This is a genomic window from Shewanella sp. 10N.7 (genome assembly GCF_020806285.1).
Taxonomy (GTDB): Bacteria; Pseudomonadota; Gammaproteobacteria; order Enterobacterales; family Shewanellaceae; genus Shewanella; species Shewanella electrodiphila.
In genome coordinates this window covers 1-16,533 of sequence record NZ_JAJGZS010000033.1, presented here as the reverse complement: position 1 = coordinate 16,533, position 16,533 = coordinate 1, and the positions used below count along the sequence as shown (strand labels likewise).

15 protein-coding genes are annotated in these 16,533 nt (G+C 41.3%); 10 read left to right on the top strand and 5 right to left on the bottom strand.

Going from position 1 to position 16,533, the window contains the following annotated elements; translation table 11 throughout:
• Nucleotides 1-129: 129 nt before the first annotated feature.
• From LMH66_RS20430 to dbpA, 5 genes are all read left to right on the top strand, one after another.
• Entirely contained in the window at nt 130-264 is a 135-nt protein-coding gene (locus LMH66_RS20430) for a hypothetical protein (protein WP_267869213.1), read from the top strand.
• A complete protein-coding gene (locus tag LMH66_RS17775; RefSeq protein WP_229371998.1) occupies nt 234-536 on the top strand; it encodes a MerC domain-containing protein in 303 nt (100 codons plus the stop codon). The genes LMH66_RS20430 and LMH66_RS17775 overlap by 31 nt, the downstream gene beginning before the upstream one ends.
• A gap of 254 nt (nt 537-790) precedes the next feature.
• Nucleotides 791-1,240, top strand: coding sequence for an SMI1/KNR4 family protein (locus tag LMH66_RS17770; RefSeq protein WP_102526471.1), 450 nt, complete (start codon nt 791-793; stop codon nt 1,238-1,240).
• A 272-nt stretch (nt 1,241-1,512) separates the two neighbouring features.
• A complete protein-coding gene (locus tag LMH66_RS17765) occupies nt 1,513-2,379 on the top strand; it encodes a pirin family protein (protein WP_229371996.1) in 867 nt (288 codons plus the stop codon).
• A 430-nt stretch (nt 2,380-2,809) separates the two neighbouring features.
• Complete coding sequence (gene dbpA, locus LMH66_RS17755) at nt 2,810-4,213, top strand: ATP-dependent RNA helicase DbpA (protein WP_102526473.1); 1,404 nt, start codon at nt 2,810-2,812, stop codon at nt 4,211-4,213.
• Between the two features lie 117 nt (nt 4,214-4,330).
• Here the strand turns inward: dbpA and LMH66_RS17750 are convergent, their stop codons facing one another.
• The 4 genes from LMH66_RS17750 to LMH66_RS17735 all read right to left on the bottom strand — a co-directional run bounded on the left by LMH66_RS17750 (nt 4,331) and on the right by LMH66_RS17735 (nt 8,348).
• Nucleotides 4,331-4,735: a hypothetical protein gene (locus LMH66_RS17750; RefSeq protein WP_229371994.1), complete on the bottom strand. Its 405-nt coding sequence runs from the start codon at nt 4,733-4,735 to the stop codon at nt 4,331-4,333.
• Between the two features lie 155 nt (nt 4,736-4,890).
• Nucleotides 4,891-5,652, bottom strand: coding sequence for a DUF6445 family protein (locus tag LMH66_RS17745; protein ID WP_229371992.1), 762 nt, complete (start codon nt 5,650-5,652; stop codon nt 4,891-4,893).
• A gap of 256 nt (nt 5,653-5,908) precedes the next feature.
• Nucleotides 5,909-6,679, bottom strand: coding sequence for a hypothetical protein (locus LMH66_RS17740; RefSeq protein ID WP_229371990.1), 771 nt, complete (start codon nt 6,677-6,679; stop codon nt 5,909-5,911).
• Nucleotides 6,680-6,905: 226 nt separating this feature from the next.
• The gene (locus tag LMH66_RS17735; RefSeq protein WP_102526476.1) at nt 6,906-8,348 is read right to left on the bottom strand and encodes a DEAD/DEAH box helicase; all 1,443 of its coding nucleotides are present in this window, start codon (nt 8,346-8,348) and stop codon (nt 6,906-6,908) included.
• Nucleotides 8,349-8,485: 137 nt separating this feature from the next.
• On the opposite strand from LMH66_RS17735, the gene LMH66_RS17730 reads away from it, so the two are divergent.
• Both LMH66_RS17730 and LMH66_RS17725 read left to right on the top strand, forming a co-directional pair.
• A complete protein-coding gene (locus tag LMH66_RS17730; protein ID WP_229371988.1) occupies nt 8,486-8,716 on the top strand; it encodes a hypothetical protein in 231 nt (76 codons plus the stop codon).
• Between the two features lie 310 nt (nt 8,717-9,026).
• Entirely contained in the window at nt 9,027-10,079 is a 1,053-nt protein-coding gene (locus LMH66_RS17725) for a DUF3626 domain-containing protein (protein ID WP_229371986.1), read from the top strand.
• A 104-nt stretch (nt 10,080-10,183) separates the two neighbouring features.
• Here the strand turns inward: LMH66_RS17725 and LMH66_RS17720 are convergent, their stop codons facing one another.
• Entirely contained in the window at nt 10,184-11,065 is an 882-nt protein-coding gene (locus LMH66_RS17720) for a sensor domain-containing diguanylate cyclase (protein WP_229371984.1), read from the bottom strand.
• A gap of 425 nt (nt 11,066-11,490) precedes the next feature.
• Between LMH66_RS17720 and cydD the strand changes: the two genes are divergently transcribed.
• The 3 genes from cydD (at nt 11,491) to LMH66_RS17705 (ending at nt 16,197) form a co-directional block, all read left to right on the top strand.
• Entirely contained in the window at nt 11,491-13,344 is a 1,854-nt protein-coding gene (cydD, locus tag LMH66_RS17715; RefSeq protein ID WP_229371982.1) for a heme ABC transporter permease/ATP-binding protein CydD, read from the top strand.
• Complete coding sequence (gene cydC / locus LMH66_RS17710; protein ID WP_229371980.1) at nt 13,344-15,122, top strand: heme ABC transporter ATP-binding protein/permease CydC; 1,779 nt, start codon at nt 13,344-13,346, stop codon at nt 15,120-15,122. Before cydD ends, cydC begins: the two co-directional genes overlap by 1 nt.
• A 268-nt stretch (nt 15,123-15,390) precedes the next feature.
• A complete protein-coding gene (locus LMH66_RS17705; protein ID WP_229371978.1) occupies nt 15,391-16,197 on the top strand; it encodes a hypothetical protein in 807 nt (268 codons plus the stop codon).
• Nucleotides 16,198-16,533: the final 336 nt, after the last annotated feature.

Genomic DNA, 16,533 nt, shown 5'->3' with positions numbered 1-16,533 from the left:
GAGCTTACTGAGTAAATTAAGTCTTGTTACTGTTTCTTATTCAGTTAAATCAGTGTTAAATACTACTCCAATTTAGCTGATGCTAAATCAATAATTGGCGCTCACGACTAAGAGATAAAAGGATTTCACATGACAAATAATATGCAATCGCTACTGGATAAGCTGGCTATCGGGTTATCGGGTTATCAAGTCTTTGCGCCTTACATTGTATTGCAACCCCAATATTACTTGCCTTGTTACCTTCGTTATCTGCATTGCCATTAAACGATCATTTATATCATGAGGTGATGGTGTGGTTGGTACTGCCTACCAGTACGATAGCGGTGTTAATGGGCTGTCAACGCCACCGTGATGCTAAAGTATTGATGTTTGCTATTGTTGGCCTGCTGACTTTGGTTGCATCTTCGGTTTATGGACATGACATTGTTGGTGAAGTTGGTGAGAAACTACTGACGTTAGCTGGCGCATTTATTGTTGCTTACGCGCATTGGCGTAATGTTAAACTATGCCGTAAACAAGTGTGTTGTAAAAAATAGTACCTTAAGCAAGAGTGCCGTAAACAAAGTGCTGCAAAAAAGAGTACTGTAATAAAGAGTGCTGTAATAAAAAGTGCTCTGAATAATCAGCATTTTTAGCTCATGCTATGATTTAATGGCATGAGCTTGGTTCAATATTCCTCTAACACTCAAATCGCTTTTCCCATAACCCTTCAGTATTAAGCGTTTTAATCATCAGAGCCAGTGTATAATCCTTTCTCGTTTACGCCTTAAATTATATTGGAATCTCTAAAATGAATAGCATTGATCTCTTTGTCAAAAACTGGGGCAGTAAACATGCCATGGTACCGATTAAAAGTGATGATATCGACGCACTAGAATCAAGACTAAATGCTGTTTTACCTGACTCATATAAGTATTTAATTGCCACTTATGGTTTAGTGCATACACCCAATGTGTTAACTAAGATTTGTGATTTAGGTGTTGATATATCTGAAGTTCAGGACTTTTTAAGTCTTGATGATGTGAGTTTATTATCAAACTTATATGAAATGAGCGGTATGCCGAAAGGCCATATTCTGTTTGCTTCTGACTGTAAGGGCAACATGTTTTGTTTTAAGCAAACTGACTGCGCCGCGAGTCAAAAAGATGCACCTGTGTGGTTTTATAACCAGGCTTTGGGGACGGTTGAGAAAGTCTCAAACGCTTTTATTGAATGGTTAGAAGAGTTTAATAAGCTGTAAGACTTCCGTGATGAATATTCTTATGTGAAGAATATTTTCCGTGAAGATTAATTTCAAGTGGAGACATGAAAATCGACACTGTTATATCGTTACTCGCTATAAACAACAAAACCGCCACGCCTTTGATTTTAATTATTTTTTCACTGAAATAGCAATTTTTATATAATCTAATACAAGTATAAAATCGAAAGATAGCTACGCTTTAATGCAATATTCATTCGACTATATGCTTGATAAAGTGATCTCATTAAAGGTTAACTGAGCGCTTTATCATGAAAGTATTAAGCAAATTTACCGCTCGTCCAGCGATGGATGGCGATGGAGTGAACATTAAACGGGTAGCGGATTTTATGAATACCCGTTTTGATCCTTATTTAATGATTGATGAGATCAAATCAAACGATCAGCAAGACTTTATTGGTGGCTTTCCACCACATCCGCACCGAGGTATTGAAACCTTTACGTATATCCGTAAAGGCGGTTTTGAGCATCGAGATCAACTCGGTAATGTTAAAGCTATTCGTGCAGGTGATGTGCAATGGATGAGCACAGGAAGTGGCGTAGTGCATTCTGAAATGCCCCTTGCTGATGCTAACGAAGGCCTTCATGGGTTTCAGATTTGGCTTAACATGCCAGCCAAAGATAAAATGCGCCCCGCGATTTATCAAGACACAACAGGCACGCCTAATCCAGTCGTAAGCAATGATAGCGGCGCTAACCTTAAAGCACTGGCAGGCGACTGGCAGTTTGCCGATAGCCCTCAAATCATAGCGGCCAGCATTCAAGGTTTGGCGGGTAATGGTGCGATTGCGGATTTAATGCTAAATGAAAATGGCCAAGCACAACTTGATTTGTCGACACATCAAAGTGTTAGCATTTTCATTTATCAAGGCGAGCTTGAGTACGTCGATACCAGTGGAATGCAGGTAAAAGCGACAGAAGGCCAGCTATTAGTTATTGAGCCAGAACTCAATACCCTTATCAAAGCTGGGAATCAAGACACTGGCATTTTATTACTAGCAGGCTGCCCTATTAATGAGAAAATCGTACATATGGGGCCATTTGTGATGAATAGCCAAGCAGAGATAAATCAGGCTATTGATGATTATCAGCAAGGACGTTTTGGGGAAATTGTATAGGGCCTGTTGTTCTTTTAAGGTTGTTTTTGCAGCGAGTTGTTGGCCATTTATACAAGGCAGAGACTTTGTAGTGTAGTTATTCTACATAAAAAGTCGATAACGCAGTAAAAATGACCAACAAACGCTGCCCAAAGGGTTCGACTAAAAGCGTTTTACTCTTTGTTGGATGCATCTTTGCCAATAAAAGGGGCTTAGATGACTAGGCATCAACTCATCCGCCTCGATTAAAACGCATTTATTTCGAATAAAAATTAACCAATAAAGAACAACAGGCCCTAGGGTTATCTCAATCCGTTTTATGCGAATAAATGTCAGCGACTAACGGATAAAATTGCTACAATAGACATTCAAACATTTGGCCAAGGTATTTTATCCTTGGCCGAGTTGTTTCTATTATCCCATTTTGCTTTGATATCAGAGGATATTCACCTTGAGTCAGTCTACTGAACAGGCCGCTAATACGGCTTTCGCATCACTTAATCTTAAACCAGGTTTGTTTGATAATCTTAAAACCATGGGATACGAGTCTATGACTCAAATCCAAGCTGAAAGCTTACCAGCTATTCTTGCGGGTGATGACGTGATTGGCCAAGGAAAAACCGGCTCAGGTAAAACAGCTGCATTTGGTTTAGGTCTATTAAACAAACTTGATGTGAAACGTTTTCGCATTCAAACCATGGTGCTGTGTCCAACACGCGAATTAGCCGATCAAGTGGCTAAAGATATTCGTACTTTAGCCCGTGGTATTCATAACATTAAGGTGCTGACCTTATGTGGCGGCGTTCCAATGGGGCCGCAAATCGGTTCGCTTGAACATGGCGCGCACATTATTGTCGGCACACCTGGACGTATCGTTGATCATCTTGATCGTAATCGTTTAGATCTGAGTAACGTCAATATGTTGGTGTTAGATGAAGCCGATCGCATGTTAGAAATGGGCTTCCAAGATCATATTGATCAAATCATTGCTGAAACCCCTCATGAGCGTCAGACATTATTGTTCAGTGCGACTTTCCCTGAGCAAATTCAACAAGTTGTTGAACAGATTATGTATAAGCCTTTGATGGTTAAAGTTGAGGCGACTCACGACAACCATACAATTGAGCAGCATTTTTACCATACAGAAGACAATCAGGCTCGCTTAGAGGCATTGCAATTATTGCTCCTTGAAAAGCAACCTGAAAGCGCAGTGGTTTTTTGTAATACCAAACGTGAAACCCAAAAAGTGGCTGACACTTTAGCTGAGCAAGGTTTTAGTGTATTGGCTTTACATGGCGACTTAGAGCAGCGCGATCGCGATCAAATGTTACTGCGTTTTGCTAACAAGAGCGCCCGCGTATTAGTGGCTACTGATGTAGCCTCTCGTGGTTTAGATATCGAAGATTTAGAAGCGGTATTTAACTATCACATTGCTTACGATACAGAAGTGCATATTCACCGTATTGGTCGTACAGGCCGTGCAGGTAGTAAAGGCGCTGCGTACACTTTCTTTAGCCATGCTGATGGCCACAGAATGGTTGAAATTGAAGAGCTGATTGGCAAAGAAATTGATGGTGAAACCTTACCGTCAATGAATGTGCTTAACAAGCAGCCGCAAGAAGCAGAAATGATCACCATCCAAATTGATGCGGGTAAAAAGCACAAAATCCGTCCTGGTGACATTGTGGGTGGCTTAACCGGTGAAAACGGTATTGATGGTGCTGATATTGGTAAAATTAAGGTCACTGATATTCGTTCGTTTGTAGCCGTTAAGCGTGACGCTTCTAAAAAAGCGTTGAACAAAATTACCAAAGGCCGCCTTAAAGGTAAAACTTACCGAGCCTGGTTTTTATAAGCCTAGCTTGTAAGAAAATAGTTTTAGTAAGCCAGTTTTTATAAATAGGCTTTAAAACAAAGCGAATTCAGTGGTTACTGAATTCGCTTTTTTGTGTTTATTAGATAGCTGAGCTGATTAAACTGCGTAAAGGCTTAGGCCGATTTTTAATGACGTAATTAAAAACACGTATATGCATAGCATGATGGATGTTTTACGTTTATAGGGCAGTAATTCAGGAATGATTACATTTTTTGAGTCTCGCTTTGCTTTATCTTGACTGCGGCTATTGGGCTTTATAATGGATGAGTGCCAAATAAGAAACCAACGTATTTTGAGTTGGTAATCCACGTCGTTTAGGGTAAAACTACCATTGTGAAAAGGACTTAATAGTAAGTATTTATCTGTAATAACCTCAGTCTCTGACTGAGTATTATCAGGCAGCGTTAATAAGCGAAAGCGACATAGAAGGCGGTCGTAGTTTGCTTTAATTCGAGTATTTTCAAGTTGATGGGAGTGTTCTTCAAAGCGCTTAAATTTCATTAGGGTGGCATCCATATCATCCAGAAATATTTAACGCATATCTTAGTCTTGCCAGTAATGTGAATCTAGCGTTTATGAATGAAGCTTAATCACCTGTTTTTCAAAAACACAACAATGACTTTATTAACAGTAACCACAATGTTGATTTTGACAATTTAGGCGATACTAAAGAAAGAGTTAATTGATGTGCGATTATGTTCAGAACGCTTATCAAACTCTACTTCATCAGTAATATTGGCGCTGTGAAGAATATTACCTGAATAGATAACGATGCGATTTGGCTTAGCGTCAATACTGAATACTTTTTCGAATAAGTCATCTGAATCTGTGATGTAGCCTTTTCGGCTTGCTGCAACTTGCTTAACCTCATCAACCATCTTAAAAATAATGTCTTTATCGTCGTGGGATAAGTGCAGTTTGTCAGCGCCTTTATAACGATAAAAGCTGGTGCCGCCCAATTGGACATCATTGAGATAATGCACTGCTGCCATATCGTGTTCAGCAAGGGAGTCAAAGTGTGGCATGGTTTGACTCGCATTGAGCTGTAATGGACTTAAAGTGACTTTAGATAACCAACACTTTGCAATTTGATGTTGCTTGAAGTATTCACCTTTAGGCTGCTTTGCCAGTAAGGTAATTAACGATGATAAAGATTGATAATAGGGGCGTGGCATTTCATCTCGCATGCCAGGGAACAAGGTTCCATCGGCGCCAACATTATTGAAGTAAGCTTTTGTTTTGCTGTAATCGACAAGAGACGCAAAGTCAGTAATGAAATCATCAATGACCCAGATGAGATGTTCAGAGTTAGGCAACAGCATTACTTGGATGTGCAAGTTGGGATTGATTGAACTTGTTGAGTGGGCTGCTGTTTTTTGGGTATCATTACTTGCTGAATTAATTGAAGATATCGTCATGGTGAACAGTATTCCTTTACATTGATTTTTCGCTAATTCAAAAGTCGCTACCTACACAGGAGCACCTTGGCTAACAGCATCCTGGGCTAACAGCATCGTGTGTAACTTACGAGCTGATGCTAGGCGTAGATCAATATAAAGTGATATTTAAACTAATGACTTACGAACTTAAGCACGCTGATGATATTGGTTTTATCACGCTGGCAGTATTAGTCTTTAGTCGGAATGGTGTTATCTATCCATCACGTTGAGGTCATTACTGATTTTCAACTGTTGAATCATCAACTTCTGACAACATATGGATCAGGGTTTCACCTTCTTCGTTTCCTATCAGATAGGTCCATGTACTGGCATTTTTACTTAATGAAGTCTCTTGCAGTCGCTGGCTTACTAACATCCAACCATTGGGTTCTAGCTCTTCACCGCGAACCTCACAAGTGCTGGTTTTACAATTGACTGAGGTGATATTGACCATGTCAGCATATTCACTCAAAGCAAAAGAATCTTTTAATGCTTGCTCACGCTCCGTGGCCCATTCTTGATTGGTGTCAGCTTGGTGATGGCGCTTAAATAGTGCGACCATGTCTCCTTGTTGTGAAGCTATCGCATTGGCAAAATTTTCAGGAACCCACTGGTTTGCTTGATCAGTGCTGATGCTGTCTGGCTCTGGATGAAATGGCGAGTCATGGGTTTGCTCTGTAACTTGATCTATCTCGGTGTAAGCCAGTTCAACTTGCTGCTCGAGTAATCCCATTGAAGAGTTCATAGCGTCGATTAAACTGTTTTTTTCAGCAAGCTGTTGTTTAAGTTGTAGCACTTCTTGTTTCAGTTCGCTGACGAGATGACTGGATTCTATGGCTAACTCTGATGGCAGGGAGGTAACACCTTCACTTGTTGGTGTTTTACTCAGTTGATTACTTTGAGACTCTTCTGCTTGATTAAGCTGGCCCTTTCCCATTTGTAAACCAACAAACAGGCTGGCAATAGCCAGTAATAATATTAGAATCAATACACCTAAATACTTCATAACTCTTCCATGAAAAATTGTCTTTATTCCGTGTAATTATCATGAACGATGAGAGTGGATCTGGCAACTTTCAAGTGTTTATCGTTAATGAGTAAGCAAGGTGTAGGTTTTTATGCTGGTATTTTTGAATAACAAAAAAGGCATGAAAGCTTGGCTTTCATGCCTTTTAATCATTAACTATTTGCTGAAAATCGAGCTAAGTTAACGCTAAATCAGTGAGTCGCTATTAACGTCTCGCATTCGCGTAAGGATCAACCTTGCCTTGTGAGCTTGAGTTGTCAGTGCGACCTTGGCGACGATTTTGTGGTTTTTTATTACCATCTGATTGAGCATTTTCAGCTTCTGCACGAGCGCGGGCGCGTTGACGTTGGCTTGGCTTGTCTGAATTGCCTTTCGGCGCTGGGCGCTGGCCCTGTTTAGTGCTTTGACCTTGTTTTTGTCCATCAGCTTGATTGGCGTGCTTACGACGATTCGGGTTTGGCTTTTTATGATTAGCCGCGCGATGACCGCCTTTTAAGCTTGCTTCTGGTAAGTCATGACATGCTTCATAGCCTTCGATGACTTTACGCTCGACAGTGCGCTTAATCAGTCTTTCGATGTCATGTAATAACTTCACTTCTTCATCGCTAACTAAAGATACTGCTAAACCCGTTGCACCAGCGCGGCCAGTACGGCCGATACGATGCACATAATCTTCAGGGACATTAGGTAAGTCAAAGTTAACGACAAAAGGCAATTGGTCGATATCAATACCACGGGCAGCGATATCGGTAGCAACCATGACTTGTGCTTTACCCGCTTTGAAATCAGCTAAGGCTTTGGTTCGCGCACCTTGGCTTTTATTCCCGTGAATAGCCACTGCATTGATGCCGTCAGCATCTAAGTTTTTCGCTAAGCGGTTAGCGCCATGTTTGGTGCGAGAAAATACCAACACTTGATGCCAGTTATTTTCTTTAATTAGCTTAGTTAAGATACGCGCTTTACGGCTCTTATCTACGGCATAAACACTTTGTTCAACCGTGTTAGCAGTCGCATTACGTGGCGTAACTGAAATCTCAACTGGATTATTCACTAAGCCTTTTGCAAGTTCACGGATTTCATCCGAAAACGTTGCTGAGAACATTAGGTTTTGGCGTTGTTTTGGCAACATAGCCAAGACTTTCTTAATATCGCGAATAAAGCCCATGTCTAACATGCGGTCGGCTTCATCTAAGATTAAGACTTCAAGTTGGCTGAAGCTTAATGCTTTTTGTTGGCATAAATCTAATAAGCGCCCTGGGGTCGCCACTAGAATATCGACGCCATTTCTTAGGGTGGTAATTTGTGGATTAATTGATACGCCACCAAATACAACCGCAGATTTAAGCGGTAAGTTTGCGCCGTAAGTCGACACGCTTTCAGCAACTTGTGCTGCTAGCTCACGTGTTGGTGTTAATACTAAAGCACGAACTTGGCCACGCTTAGCGCGCTGACCTTTTGAGAGTAGTTCTAATAATGGCAGGGTAAAACCTGCTGTTTTGCCTGTACCCGTTTGAGCTGCGGCCATTACGTCTTTGCCTTCTAGGACGGCAGGAATAGCTTGTTCTTGGATTGCTGAAGGGGTGTCATACCCTTGTTTTTCAACAGCTTTTAAAATTGCTGCGCTTAAGCCTAGTGAGGCAAAACTCATAGAATGATCTCTTTGGGCAACGTATACGTTGCTATGACTGAATAGGGGGCCACGAAATGGCGGGCGTGAAGCTTACCTGAAACACTGCTAGAGCGCCATCTAATCGCTTAAATATTCTTCTTTAATGGCCGTTACTAGTGGAATATAAGCCATATGCAATGGGCTTATTTCATCAGTATCTAGGGCCTGTTGTTCTTTGCTGGTTAAGTTTTGTTCGAAATAAAAGCGTTGTAATCGAGGCGGATGAGTTGATGCCTAGTCATCTAAGCAAAATGCATCCAACAAAGAGTAAAACGCTTTTAGTCGAACCCTTTGGGCAGCGTTTGTTGGTCATTTTTACTGCGTTATCGACTCTTTATGTAGAATAACTACACCACAAAGTCTCTGTCTTGCGCCCTTGATGCATAGAATGGCCAACAACTCGCTGCAAAAACAACCTTGAAAGATCAACAGGCCCTAGGGATTAGTTATTTGAGGTTTTGTTCTGCAAAGAATGGTGAGTACGGTGTTTCAACATCTTGATGAGGGTTAACCGCATAGATAGATGAATTAGTTTTAATCTTTTGTGCTAAAACCGTGTATTTTACATACAATGAAATACAAGCACTTAGCTGTTTTTATTCTGCAAGTCGTTAGATATTGGATAGTGTTAATTACAGATGCAAAGGAGGGCAGGTTATGAATCGAAAGTCAGCAGCACAAATCCATATCGAGCATAGCGTTGCCTGTTTGCGCGAGCACTCAAGTGCGGTAATTAAAAATGTCCTGTTAATGTCTAATATTGATACTGCTGCGGTTCATAAGGCTATGCAAGCCTTGCATCAACATGGCCGAGTGGCCTTGCATTTTCACCCCGATCGTATTGATAGCCGCGGATTATCAGTCGCAGCTGGGTTACTTAAGGATGGTGTTTATAAAAGCCAGTTTGAAACTCATATCTCAAATGGGCAATTGTCACCGGAATTAGGTGGCCCAAGAGACCACTGGGAAAACCAACTTTTTGGTCATAGTTACTCAGGAGTTAAACTACGCCCTAAGTATGGTGCATTAGATCTTGGTCTATGCCCAACGGGGCCGGCACCTCGATTTGGCAGTTGTTACTTTCTTACCCACACTCAAGTACTTTCGCGCTGTACATTCAGTTATATGGATTCCTATCGCTTACCTAAAGAAAAAGGCACGTTAAGTTGCTTTGAGGTGATCTTGGCCGCGTTACTCAGCGAGTGTTTTGAGCGGCAATATGCTTTAGGAGTGAAAGAGATTAAGCCTGCGGATATGGTTAATCATCTGTGGCAGCAGTTACCTCAAGGTGTGAGGGCGCGTTTCGACATGCCTGCTTTATCTAATCTTGATCATTATATTGAAGCGCAAATTCATGGTGAAGTCTCGTTAGAGCATGATATTGGCTATCTTGTTGCTGATCCAAGCTATAAAGATACAGATATAGGTGAGCTGATGCAGTCAATGTGCCACGAGTATGATATTGAACTGTTGTGGCATCAAGGCTATCAGCTTGATGTGGAGCAGGTGCCTGATGACTTTCGAGGGGCGACAATGCCAGAACTTGCCAAGGTGATTGCTAGAGATAAGCAGATAAATGCAGATATTATTGGCAGAGCTGCACAGGTGCTTACTGAAAAACCAGTGCCTTGGAGTCAAAGAACTAAGCAGGCTCAGCAAGTACAACAGCTTAAACTGATGTGGCATGTATTAGTTAAATTTGGCGTTTAATGGCAAATTCAAATCGTTAGCTAAATAAAGCCCATTCATGACTATTTACCTCACTTTTTCAACTAACTTTTCAACTGCCTTTTACACCGAATAAACTATCAAGCTTAGCCAAATCGATAAGTAGCTCCGCCCTGGCGCTTTGATTTATACATCGCAAAATCTGCTGTTTTGATTAAGGTATCAAAGTCGTCACCGGAATCAGGAAAGGTCGCAATACCAATACTGCAATTAAGCAAAACGGGTTGAGCGTTTATTGTAAACGGCTTGTCTAATGCACTGATTAAGATATCAGCCATGCGCGAGATGTCATTATTGTCGGTAATGTCCTCCAGTAATAATACAAACTCATCCCCGCCAATTCTGGCTAAAGTATCCGACTCTCTGATGACTTTATGCAGTCTGGTTACCGCTTCAATTAGAACAGAATCCCCTTGGCAATGCCCATAGGTATCATTGATGTTCTTGAAATCATCTAAATCCATATAGAACAAGCTGAACTTAGTGTTCATGCGTTTGCAGCGTTCGATGGTTTGTTTAACTCTGTCCATTAACAAATAGCGATTGGGTATTTGCGTCAGCTGGTCATAGCAGGCGAGATTTAATACTCGTTGGGCATCTTCAACACGTTTAGTGATGTCTCGGTTAATCCCTAAAGCACCAATAAATTGCTGCTCGTCATCAAACAATGGCACACACATCGACTCTACCCAGCCGATAGTGCCGTCTTTATGTAAAAAGCGTATTTCGCCCGTCCATTTGCCATGTTGTTCAACCGAGGAAATGACCAACTCAGTGATAGAGGCACTGTCTTCGGGGACATGTAAAATACTCACTGATTGGCCGAGTATTTCATCTTTACTGTAGCCATAAAGTTGTTGTGAACCGCAGTTCCAGTCAATGATAATACCTGTGGTATCAGTGACTACAACCGAGTCAAATAAGTAGTTGAATGCTTGTGCTCTGTGGGCTGAAAGATTAACGTCCATTTTTTAATTACCTTCTTCATCCTATTAGAAAGTGCAATCGTATAATTTATCGTGATTGTCATTTACGCTAAGTAAGCTGATATGGCTATTGCTTAGTTAATCGCTTTCTTGCATGTAAGCATTGAGTGAGAAACTTTATTGATTAAAACTATAATCAAAAAAAAACATAAAGTTCTGTGCTTTTAAGAACGTTAATACTCACTATCAAATAGAAATATTGATTCAATTTGATGAACAAATATTTACCTTTCTTTTACTGTCCTGCTGATGACTATCGCGTAGAATTATAGTTCATCATTAACACAGTGTTTATTAGCAATGTGTGAATCAGTTAACACTTCTCTATAAGCGGCTGTTATCGAAGCTGTTAGCTTGCGATACTGCGGCAATTTTCCTCATTTAGTGCGATCATTTTCAGGAATGTAATGGATAAAACCTTAGAAAAATCTCTTGGCCAGTGGCTTAAACAACAGAAGTCATCTTGCGGCATATTCTTGAAACTCACCATTTTTACCGGTGCACTTAACGGTGTGGCGATTGTCGTGCAAGCATATTTGTTGGCACATATTTTACACGGCGTGATTATGCTCGAATTACCCATGGCGAGCTTTAGCAGTCAATTTATCGGGTTAATTGCACTGATTATTGTGCGAGCAGGGCTAGCTTATGCACGTGAGCGATTAAGCTTTGAAGCGGGTAAACGACTACGAAGTGACATTCGTGAAGCTGTGTTGAACAAACTCACCGATTTAGGCCCTGCGTTTATCAAAGGAAAGCCAGCGGGAGCATGGGCGAGCATCGTGCTTGAGCAGGTTGAAGACTTACATGATTTTTATGCTAAGTACTTACCACAAATGATGCTAGCGGGTTTTATTCCGTTGATTATTTTGGTGTCAGTATTTCCGCTTAACTGGGCAGCTGGACTGATTCTATTTGCCACAGCGCCGCTGATCCCAATGTTTATGATTTTAGTTGGTATGGGCGCGGCTGATGCCAACCGTAAAAACTTCAGTGCATTATCAAGATTAAGTGGCCACTTTATGGACCGCTTAAAAGGCTTAAGTACACTTAAATTATTTCACCGCGGTGAGACTGAAGTGAACAAAATTGAGACGGCCTCAGAAGACTTTAGGCAAAGAACCATGTCGGTGCTGAGAATGGCATTTTTAAGCTCGGCGGTATTAGAGTTTTTTGCTGCATTATCCATTGCTGTGCTGGCGGTGTACTTTGGCTTTAGCTATTTAGACCACCTAAATTTTGGTCATTATGGCGCTGGTATCACTTTGTTTACCGGTCTATTTATTCTGATTTTAGCCCCTGAATTCTTTCAACCACTTCGAGACTTAGGTACCCATTACCACGCCAAAGCGCAAGCCATTGGCGCAGCAGAGGCGTTAGTTGAATTACTAGAGCATCCAAACCCTTTAAAGCAGGTCGACGGTAAGTTCAGTGAACAAACCGCGCAACAGCATGAGGTTTCGTTAGATAACATTGCCATTTCAGCGACAGAGCTCGAAGTGCTGACATTGGAAGGAACCGCTTTACTTGGGCCGATTTCTTTTGAGGTGCAAGCGGGGCAAAAAGTCGCGGTGGTTGGCCCAAGCGGCGCGGGTAAAACCAGTTTACTCAATGCATTATTAGGTTTTCTACCCTACAAAGGCTCGCTCAAAATCAATGGTGTTGAGTTAAGTGTGCTGGATAAAAAACAGTGGCGTGAACACTTAGCTTGGCTTGGGCAAGATCCTCAACTATTCCATGGCAGTATTCGTGAAAACGTCTGCTTAGCTAATCCTGAATTAACTGATGCACAAGTGATGGCCTTACTTGAACAAGCCAACATTGCCGAATTTGTTAATCAACACCCCCAAGGCTTAGATACTGTCATTAGCGATCAAGCAGCCGGCGTCTCTGTTGGCCAAGCTCAACGTATTGCCCTCGCAAGAGCGTTAGCACAACCAGCGAGTTTATTCTTACTTGATGAACCCACAGCCAGCCTTGATAGCCACAGTGAAAAACTGGTATCAGACTCCCTTAAACAAGCGATGCAGCAACAGACTTGTGTGATGGTGACTCATCGACTTGATCAGTTACAAAGCCTGGATAACATTTTAGTGGTTGATCATGGTCAAATTGTGCAGCAAGGAGATTATGGTTTGCTGAGCACTCAAGCTGGCTTGTTTAAAAACATGCAGCAACAAGATGATGACGGTTTGTCGCTGTATATTGATGAGCAAGAGCCAATAAAGACCGATGAACAAACTCAAAGGGAGGATGTGTAATGAAACTATTACTGCCTTTCATTAAGTTATTTAAACGTCAGTGGCTAATGATGTCGGTTGGCTTATTGCTAACCTGCACAACGATCATTGCTGGCATTGGTTTATTGTCGTTGTCTGGTTGGTTTTTATCGGCCACGGCTATTGCAGGGTTAACAGCAGCAACTGCGCTTGCGTTTAACTTTTTCACTCCTGCTGGTGGGGTGCGTTTTTTATCAATCGCACGAACAGCAAGCCGATATGGTGAGCGATTAGCAACCCACGAAGCCACGTTTAAACTGCTAACAGAACTTCGCGTTTGGTCGTGGAAAAAGCTACTGCCGTTAAGTGCCAGTAACCTGCAAGGCCTTAGACAAGGCGACATGCTCAATCGGTTAGTGGCCGATATTGATACGCTGGATCATCTTTATTTACGTTTATTAGTGCCAATGGCAGCCTCATTGCTGACCGTTGTTGCCCTTTATGCATTCTTGTCTTGGTTTGACGCATCACTGGCATTAAGCCTGTGTGCTTTGTTAATTGCAGCATGGCTGATTTTACCGCTCGTATTTTATCGCTTAGGTAGAAAACCGGGTGAAGCGGTGGTAGACAGTAAACGCCGTTTTCGAGTGTTGATCTTAGATGTGATCCAAGGTCAGGCAGAGCTGACATTATTTTCAGCAAATGATCGCTACCGCCAAAAGCTACGTGAAGCTGAGTTATCGCTATTTACTAGCCAAACCGCAATGGCGCATGTGACCGGTTTAAGCCAGGCATTATTGATCATGGTCAATGGCGCCGCAGTTGTGATGATGATGTATTTTGCAGGTCATGGCGTGGGTGACAGTGTGCCACCAGGCCCGCTAATGGCAATGATGGTATTTGCCACTATGGCCACCATTGAAATGATGATGCCAATTTCAGGAGCATTCCAGCATTTATCAGGTTGTGTGTTAGCGGCAAAACGTATTTCAGAAGTCACCGAGCAAACGCCTGATGTCGTATTTGGTCAAGAAACTCAGCTTGAGCGTACCGAGATTAGCCTCAGTAATATTCACTTCGGTTATCAGGCTGACTCGCAGGTGTTAACGGGGTTGAATTTAGATTTACCTCAGGGCAGTAAAGTCGCGCTATTAGGTGCAACAGGCTGCGGTAAATCGAGCTTATTAAGCTTAATCACCCGAGAATGGCAACCTCAGCAAGGTCAAATCAGCTTAGGCGGTCGTGATATTAGTGAGTTTGATGAAGCGACATTACGCAGCTCAATGACCGTTGTTAGCCAACGTATTCATTTATTTGCAGGCACAGTACGTGACAACTTAGCTATTGCTTTGCCATACGTTGAAGGGCAAAAAAGACGCGCCAATGACGAGCAATTAACAGCAGTGTTAAAGCAAGTCGGCTTAGAGGTGCTTCTTAGTTCAAAAACCACCACAGATCGCGGTGAAGAAGTTGGTCTAGACAGCTGGATAGGTGAAGGCGGACGTCAGCTATCAGGTGGCGAGCAGCGCCGAATCGGTGTTGCCAGAGCTTTATTACGTGATGCGCCAATCTTGTTATTAGATGAGCCAACCGAAGGATTAGATAAGCGCACAGAACGTGAAATCTTACGTTTATTATTTACCTTAGCAAAAGGCAAAACCATGTTAATGATAAGCCATCGTTTAACCGCCATGGCTGAAATGGATTGCATTCATATGATTCATAACGGACAAATCACTGACAGTGGTAACCATCAACAATTAATGGCTGACAGTGTTGATTACCAAAGTCTGTACAAGCATTTAGGTAAAGAAGTTTAATCGAACGGTTATCGCTAGAGAGGATTGTTATCGTTTGAAAGGGGCTGGAAAACACTTTTGAAATGATGATGGCAACAAAAAACGCTAATCGACTTGGGATTAAACCAAGCGATTAGCGTTTTTTGTTTTAAATTTGAGCAGTGTATTATTAGGCTGGTAATTAGGTAGGCAATAAAGTTTACTCTGGGCCATGACCTAATTTATCATTGGGATGCAGCTGATTTTATTGCTAATTAGAATTCTTTTAAAATAATAAAGGCTTTTATCAATGCAAGAAACAAATGAAAAATTACCTACCATTCTCAAAATAGGCTTAATATCTGTAATCATCTTGGCAATTCTTATACTAGTTGTTTTTAGTGCTCTCTTTCATAATGCCTTAGCTACACAAGAAACATTTGCTCAATTTGGTGACTTTGTTGGTGGGACCTTAAATCCCATTTTAGGTTTTGCAACCATTGGATTATTAGTATGGTCAGTGCAAATACAATTGTCTGAGTTAAGGTTAACCCGTCAAGAGCTAAAGGCTAGTAGAATTGAAGCCGCAAACAGTGCTACAGCTTTAGCTGAGCAAGTTAAGTTAGCTCAAAAAGATTTTAAAATGAAGGAAATAACACGAGCTTTAAATGAGCATATAAGAATGTATGATGAACATATCAATAGCCGTTCATTTGATTTAGCACAAGAGTTTTTTTATCTTTACCCGATTAAAGGGCACCCAGAAACGATTAACTATATTTTGAATTTGATTGAATCAGACTCTGGAACAAGGCATGAAGAAGATTTGAATAAGCTTAGAGAACAAGTCTGCATAAAACTTAAAGAAGGTACGGCTCCTTATTGGCCAAAGAGCGTAGAGTTACTATTGAGAATAAGTCAGCTAGTTAAGCATTATGCAGATGAAAGTCGCGTTTCAGAGCAAAGAATTTCTTTCATAGCATTCACTTATTTTTTGCAGGTTAATGAGTGGGCTTGTAGTTTACAAAAATTAATTGAGGATAAAGATCTTCAATATATTATTGATGAAGCTAATCTTTATATGAACGAATCCCAACCCCTTTCCAATCCAAGCTAAAGGTTAGATTATCCTAACTAAAGTTAAGGCAAAATTTAGTTAGGTCAGAGTAAACTTTACGAATAATAACGGTCTTTATAAGAACAGAAAGCCAGTACATTAATGGTTGAAGACTAACAGTAAGCTATAGTCTTAGAAGTGAGTTATATTATTGAAAGAACTTAATTTGAGTTTCTCTGCTTGAGTGAAACAAAGAATCTTAATTATTGCACAATTACACTCCTTAATTCATTTTCAAACTTCGTTTGGATTAAGGTCAAAGTCGTGGCGCTTCGCCCACCCCAGACTAAAAGGGAGTGAACTGCGACTCCCTCTTAGAACACCCCGCAGCTCCGG